Here is a 6,248-nt window from a genome sequence, read left to right as displayed (position 1 = left end):
CCAGGTTGCCCCGCGCTGCCGTTCGACTTGCATGTGTAAGGCATGCCGCCAGCGTTCAATCTGAGCCAGGATCAAACTCTTCAGTTTAATCTCTGTTKTTTGCCGTTTTACCGGCACCGTCTTTCRACGGGTCGCTCACTCAAAATACTGACAGGCCACTATTTTCATAGCGCCTATTTCATTACTTCTTGTGAACATTTGATAAGTTAAGYRTCACGCCACCGAAGCGGCGTGTGCACTGCCATCAAACGTCCACACTTATCGACTGTTAATTTTTAAAGAACTTTGCTGGTACTTATTAAGTACTGCTTATTNATCACGCCACCGAAGCGGCGTGTGCACTGCCATCAAACGTCCACACTTATCGACTGTTAATTTTTAAAGAACTTTGCTGGTACTTATTAAGTACTGCTTATTGGGTACTGCGTTCGCTGCGATCGTTTTGTCAGCCGCGAAGAAGAAAGAGTATGAAGCGTTTCGCTTGTTTCGTCAACCTTCTTTTTTACTCGCTCCACTTAACATTTGCATGGGCTGTGTTGCGAGGGGGCCCGCGAAGAAGAAAGAGTATGAAGCGTTTCGCTTGTTTCGTCAACCTTCTTTTTTACTCGCTCCACTTAACATTTGCATGGGCTGTGTTGCGAGGGGGAGAATTATAGCCAAGCCGTAACCGGCTTGGCAAGCACTTCCCAAGCAAAAATCTGCCTAATTATGGATCACCACATCGACGCGCTTGTGTACGTCCTCGGCAAACGCCAGAAAAGCCTGCATCTCGACCGGCTGGTTGACATCGAGCGCATACCATTCGGCCGATCCACCTGCCTTGCGGATCTCGTTGACCAAGCCCTGCAAACGATGCGAGCGACGTGCGCCCAGTACAACGTGATGACCCTGCTGCGCCAGCTGGCGCGCTGTGTCCGGTCCGGCGCCCCGACTGGCACCAGCGATCAGGATGACTTTTCGCGGTAACGATGAATTCATGATGCGGCCCTTTCTCTGGCAATGTCACGAGCCTGCATCTTACTGTGGGGTGCCGATGCTGCGAATGCACATGCCTATGCGATTCTTGCCTATTCCTATACATCCAGCACCGGGCCATGGCGACACCGCGCCTTTTGATGGATCATTCCTATATATGAACGCCTGACAGGAGCTGATGTGGACCGCCTGATAACCCTGCACCGACAATTGGCCCGGCACGATGGCTATACCGACACGGCGGTCGCCGCCGTACGCCTCACGCGCGCCACCCAGAGCGTGGCCAAGACGCCGGTCATGTCCGAGCCCTGCATCGCCATCGCACTGCAGGGCCGCAAGCGCGCCTTTTTCGGCACCGACACGTTGCAGTTCGATGCCGACCAGTATCTGGTGGTGGCAATTCCGATGCCTTTTTCCAGCGCAACGGAGGCCACGCCGGAGCAACCATTCCTGGGCCTGACGATACAGGTCGATCGCACCACGCTGGCAGACCTGATGTTTACGATCGACCAGTCCGACAACGAGGTGCCAGCCGCTCCCAGGGGCATGATGACCACACGTATGGATGCGCGGCTGCGCGATACGGTGCTGCGATTGCTTGAAACGCTCAACTCGCCGCTGGAAGCGCGCGTACTGGGACCAGCCATCGTGCGCGAAATCTGTTTCCGCGTACTGATGGGCGAGCAAGGCGCGGCGATGCGCGCAGCGCTCACCAGCCAGGGCCAGTTCGGCCGCATCGCCAAGGCGTTGCGGCGCATCCACGCCGACTATGCGGCCAGCATCGATGTCGGCATGCTGGCGGCCGAGGCCAATATGAGCGTGCCGGCTTTTCACGTGCACTTCAAGTCGGTCACGCATTGTTCGCCGATCCAGTACGTGAAGTCGGCGCGGCTGCACCAGGCCCGCCTGCTGATGGCACGCAGCGACATGACCGCGCAGGCGGCCTGCAGCCAGGTGGGCTACGAAAGCCCGTCCCAGTTCAGCCGCGAATTCAAGCGATTTTTTGGCCGCAGCCCTGGCGAAGAGGCGGAGCTGATGCGGCGCTCCCTGGCGCCACGCATGGCAGAAACCGCCGGCCAGCTTTGATCGCGATAGCCGTTACAGCTGATTGCCCCGGGTAGCCACATCTCGGCATTGAGCTTTCCGTGAACGCCTGTCCTCGCTCCGTATCACATTATCGGCGCGACGACATCACCCGTACCAGGTAAGCTACACCCACCGGTACGATCTCGAAGCGCACCGGCAGAAATCGCGCGATCACTTCGGCGTTGGTGCGGGCGTGCGACGACATGACATCGGTGGTGAAGCTGCCCGCGCCGGCCAGCGCCATGAGCAACATGATCTGGTCCGCCAGGTATTCGCTCACCGCCGCGCCCGAAGCGAGGTAGCGGCGCACGCAGTCCAGCGTGCGGTACGCTACGGTTTCCGCGCGCACTATTTTTTCGCCAAAACCGGCGAATACTTCTGTCACATGCTCGTGCTCGAGCGTGATCAACAGCACGTTGCCGGGGCCGACCTCCGCTGGCAAACGATGGCAGCACAACTGCGCCTCACGCCAGCCCATGCCTTTGCCGATGCACGCGAGTTCACGTGCAGCCACCGACGCAGGCACACCCGCTACAAAACTTTCGGCGTAGCCGCGCAGACGTGCGCCGCGCTCGGTCAACGCCAGCGGTCGCAAACCGGCACACGGCTGCACCGTTGCCACTAGCTCGCCGCCGCCAGCCGGATAGAAGCCGAAGCACCGCAAAGCAAACTCGACTTCGGCACCCATGGCAGCCAACACGCGACCGTAGGCGCGCGCGAGAAAGTGCGACGGTGGCGCCATGGCATTGTGGGTGCCGCCCGTCACCGTCACCTGCGACGCCTCGCCGGCGAACAACAAAGCTGGCAGCACGGTCTGCAATACCAGTGTGGCACTGCCAGCGCTGCCGATCGCAAACGCATGGTTTCCGCCCCGGATGGCGCCCGGCACGAACGTCAGCGTGCGCGCACCGACCGCCACGTCTTCCACGCTGGCGCCGCAAATGCGCGCGGCTGCCTGCACCGCCACCAGGTGCTGACGCAGCAAGCCGGGGCGCGATCGTCCCGCACGGATATCGACGATGCGAAACGGCTGGCCGGTGATCATCGACAGGCTCAGCGCGGTGCGCAGAATCTGTCCGCCGCCTTCGCCTGCAGCGCCGTCCAGTTCGATCAGGTCCATCATCAGCCTTTCACGCAGACGACTTGCTTGAGGGTATGCACCACTTCAACCAGGTCGCGCTGGGCGTGCATCACAGCGTCGATATCCTTGTACGCCATGGGAATTTCGTCGACCACGTTCGCGTCCTTGCGGCATTCCACGCCGGCCGTCGCCCGCGCATGGTCGTCGGTATTGAAGCGCCGCTTGGCCTCGCTGCGGCTCATGGTGCGGCCGGCGCCGTGGCTGCAGCTGTTGAAACTTTCCTCGTTACCCTTGCCTCGTACGATAAAACTCTTGGCGCCCATCGAGCCGGGGATAATGCCCAGCTCGCCAGGCCGCGCCGACACTGCGCCCTTGCGGGTGATCAGCACATCGTTGCCGAAGTGGCGTTCGCGCTGCACGTAGTTATGGTGGCAGTTGACGGCCTCCACGTGCGTGTCGAACGGCTTGGTGATGATGGTGCGCACTGCTGCGATCAGGTTATGCATCATCACTTCCCGATTGGTGCGCGCAAAGCGCTGGGCCCAGCCCACCGCTTCCACGTAGTCATCGTAGTGGCTCGTCCCTTCTTCCAGATAGGCCAGATCCTCGTCCGGCAAATTGATGAAGTGGGTGCGCATATCTTTTTTGGCCAGCTCGATGAAATGGCTGCCGATGGCATTGCCCACCCCGCGCGATCCGGAGTGCAGCATGAACCAGACGGCGCCGGTTTCGTCGAGGCATACCTCGATGAAGTGATTGCCGCCACCCAGCGTGCCCAGATGGCGGTAGTTGTTGGTATGCGCAAGCTTGGGCGTTTTCTGGCAGATGACATCGAACTCGTCCTTCAGCTGCGCCCACGCCACATCGACCGGCGCCGGCGGCGTATTCCAGCTGCCTTCGTCACGGCCGCGATAACCGCGCGTTTTGGGCGTCAGGCCGTGAGGGATGGCGCGCTCGATGGCGCTGCGCAGCGGTCCCAGATTGTCGGGCAGATCGCTGGCGCTCAGCGTGGTCTTGGCGGCCATCATGCCGCAACCGATATCGACGCCGACAGCAGCCGGAATGATGGCGCCGAGCGTCGGAATCACGCTGCCGATAGTCGAGCCCTTGCCCAGATGGACATCGGGCATGACGGCGATATGCTTGTAGATGAACGGCATGCGGGCCGTGTTGGCGAGCTGCTGCCTGGCCGACTCCTCGACCGGCACGCCCTGGGTCCACATCTTGATCGGGCTGCCGTCGGGGGTCTCGATGGTGTCGTAGTGTTGCTTGTCCATGTTTTTCTCTTTCATTTTTATCGGTTGGTACCGCACTTATTGCAAACCCCATGCCAGCAGCTACCTCATTTGGAAAAACTGCGCCAAGTCCTTGAATAATTTGACTATAAGGAGAGATGGACCGAGTCCGTCAAAGAAAGTCAGGCATAATCGATTATCTTGTTTTATAAAGATTTATCTATGAGGCACAAGCGGAAAGTGGTCATCGGTTTCGTCGGCAGCCAGCTCGATAATGGTCAGAGGACAGATCGATGGGAAAAATGGCGACCCAGCGTGTCGCTGGTGCAGCATGAAGACGTGGTGATCGACCGCTTCGAACTGCTCTACAACGGCAAGTTCAGGGACTTGAGCGAGCGCGTGGCGCGCGATATCGCGACCGTGTCGCCGGAGACCAGGGTAGCTATCCACGATATCCCGATGCGCGACGCCTGGGATTTCGAGGACGTGTATGGGTCACTGTTCGACTTTGCCAGGCATTACCGATTCGACACCGAGCACGAGGACTACTGGATCCACATCACCACCGGGACCCACGTGGTGCAAATCTGCTTGTTTTTGCTGACCGAGGCGCGCTACCTGCCCGGACGCCTGCTGCAGACGTCGCCGCCACGCGGGGCCGGCGATCAGGCCGGTTATCAGCTGATCGATCTGGACCTGTCACGCTATGACCAGATCGCCCAGCGTTTCTCGAGCGAGCAGGCGGAGGGGGTGGCTTTTTTAAAGTCCGGCATTCCAACCCGTAATTCCGGCTTCAACACCATAATCGAGGAGATCGAGAAGGTCGCCGTCAAATCGCGCGCACCGATGCTGTTGATGGGGCCGACCGGGGCCGGGAAATCGTTTTTGGCGCGGCGCGTGTTCGAGCTGAAAAAAAACCGTCATCAACTCGAAGGCAAGTTTGTCGAACTCAATTGCGCCACGGTACACGGTGATGGCGCCGCTTCGACCTTGTTCGGCCACATCAAGGGAGCGTTCACCGGTGCGGCCAGCAACCGTCCTGGCCTGCTGCGCAGTGCTCACCACGGTTTGCTGTTCCTTGACGAAATCGGCGAACTGGGACTGAACGAACAGGCGATGCTGCTCAAGGCACTGGAAGAAAAGCGCTTTCTGCCGGTCGGCAGCGACGTCGAAGTGGCGAGCGACTTCCAGCTGATTGCCGGCACCAACCGCGACCTGGGCGCCGAAGTGGTAGCCGGGCGCTTCCGCGAAGATCTGTATGCCCGCATCAACCTGTGGACGTACGCCCTGCCGCGTCTGGCTGAGCGGCCGGAAGACATCGCGCCCAATATCGATTATCAGCTGGCACTGCTGGCAATGGAAACAGGCGAGAAAACCAGCTTTAACAAGGAAGCGCGCAGCAGGTACCTCGGTTTTGCCACCTCGGCCGAGGCCATCTGGACCGGCAATTTCCGCGATCTGGCGGCCTCGGTCACACGGCTGGCCACGCTGTCGGATGCAGGCCGCATCACCGACGTGCAGGTGGAAGACGAAATTGCGCGGCTCAAGCGGCTATGGCGACACCAAAAGCAGCCGTCATTTCTGGAAGGCGTGGACCTGTTCGACAGCATGCAGCTAGAGGCCGTGCTTGCCGTGTGCCGGCAATCGAAATCCCTCTCGGACGCTGGCCGCAAGCTGTACGCGGTATCGCGCGGCGCCAAGGCCAAGCCCAATGACGCCGACCGCCTGAAAAAATACCTGGCGAAATTTGGACTCGCGTGGGATCAGCTCTGAAAAGCAAAAAACCCCACCAGGATCACCGGGTGGGGTTTTTCATATAACTAGCCTGACGATAACCTACTTTCACACTGGTTGCAGCACTATCATCGGCG

General features: G+C 59.7%; 5 protein-coding genes and 1 rRNA gene. 2 read left to right on the top strand and 4 right to left on the bottom strand.

Annotation, left to right across the window (positions count from 1 at the left end; translation table 11 throughout):
• Positions 1-87: ribosomal RNA gene (locus tag ASF61_RS11265) — 16S ribosomal RNA — on the bottom strand; the annotation flags it as partial.
• Between the two features lie 615 nt (positions 88-702).
• Complete coding sequence (locus ASF61_RS11260; protein ID WP_056155588.1) at positions 703-978, bottom strand: SDR family oxidoreductase; 276 nt, start codon at positions 976-978, stop codon at positions 703-705.
• Between the two features lie 186 nt (positions 979-1,164).
• Here ASF61_RS11260 and ASF61_RS11255 point away from each other — a divergent pair, with 186 nt between their 5' ends.
• A complete protein-coding gene (locus tag ASF61_RS11255; protein WP_056155589.1) occupies positions 1,165-2,061 on the top strand; it encodes an AraC family transcriptional regulator in 897 nt (298 codons plus the stop codon).
• A gap of 88 nt (positions 2,062-2,149) precedes the next feature.
• Here ASF61_RS11255 and rtcA read toward each other — a convergent pair whose 3' ends face one another.
• Entirely contained in the window at positions 2,150-3,181 is a 1,032-nt protein-coding gene (gene rtcA, locus ASF61_RS11250) for an RNA 3'-terminal phosphate cyclase (protein WP_200919845.1), read from the bottom strand.
• A 2-nt stretch (positions 3,182-3,183) separates the two neighbouring features.
• On the bottom strand, positions 3,184-4,419 hold the full coding sequence (locus ASF61_RS11245; protein WP_156369558.1) for an RtcB family protein: 1,236 nt from the start codon (positions 4,417-4,419) through the stop codon (positions 3,184-3,186).
• 180 nt (positions 4,420-4,599) lie between these two features.
• Between ASF61_RS11245 and rtcR the strand changes: the two genes are divergently transcribed.
• Complete coding sequence (rtcR, locus tag ASF61_RS11240; protein ID WP_056155579.1) at positions 4,600-6,150, top strand: RNA repair transcriptional activator RtcR; 1,551 nt, start codon at positions 4,600-4,602, stop codon at positions 6,148-6,150.
• Positions 6,151-6,248: the final 98 nt, after the last annotated feature.

It is taken from the genome of Duganella sp. Leaf126, assembly GCF_001423125.1.
Lineage (GTDB): Bacteria > Pseudomonadota > Gammaproteobacteria > Burkholderiales > Burkholderiaceae_D > Rugamonas.
This window is presented reverse-complemented; position numbering and strand designations above follow the sequence as displayed.

What these genes read in the sequence shown, in the direction of transcription:
- ASF61_RS11260 (WP_056155588.1), bottom strand. Translation starts at nt 978, where the DNA reads ATGAATTCATCGTTACCGCGAAAAGTCATCCTGATCGCTGGTGCCAGT.
- rtcA (WP_200919845.1), bottom strand. Translation starts at nt 3,181, where the DNA reads ATGGACCTGATCGAACTGGACGGCGCTGCAGGCGAAGGCGGCGGACAG.
- ASF61_RS11245 (WP_156369558.1), bottom strand. Translation starts at nt 4,419, where the DNA reads ATGGACAAGCAACACTACGACACCATCGAGACCCCCGACGGCAGCCCG.
- rtcR (WP_056155579.1), top strand. Translation starts at nt 4,600, where the DNA reads ATGAGGCACAAGCGGAAAGTGGTCATCGGTTTCGTCGGCAGCCAGCTC.